The 517-nt window shown below is 61.2% G+C and carries 1 protein-coding gene; it reads left to right on the forward strand.

The features are described from left to right. Positions 1 to 517, forward strand: a 517-nt coding sequence (locus AC1D0Z_RS24030) for a branched-chain amino acid ABC transporter permease (protein ID WP_477660608.1), incomplete at both ends; no start/stop codon positions are given.

Raw genomic sequence — 517 nt, forward strand, 5'->3', positions numbered from 1 at the left:
CATGATGATCATGGCGATTTTTGCCATGAGTCTGGACCTGCTGCAAGGTGTCACCGGGCTGGTGTCGCTGGGCCACGCAGCCTACTTCGGCCTGGCGGGTTATGCGCTGGCCTTTTTGACACCCGCCGACCAGCCTGTAAGCCTGTGGTGGACTTTGCCCGTGGCCGTGGCGGCCTCGGGCCTTGCCGCACTCATCATCGGTTTCTTCGTGGTGCGCACCCACGGTATCTACTTCATCATGGTCACCATGGCGTTTGCGCAGATGGTGTTCTACCTCTTCTTCGACAACAAGGTGCTGGGCGGCTCCGACGGGCTGTACATCAACTTCAAGCCCAGCGCAGCCATCTTCGGCTGGGTGCCCTTCGACCTCGACAAGAAAGTCACGCTCTACTACTTCACGCTCGCGGCCGTGCTGCTGGTTTACGCCTTTTTACGCCGCCTGCTCTGGAGTCCCTTCGGCCGCACGCTGGCCGGCATACGCGTCAACGAGCACCGCATGCGCRCCATGGGGTTTGGC

Source organism: Polaromonas sp. P1_E3 (assembly GCF_056405935.1).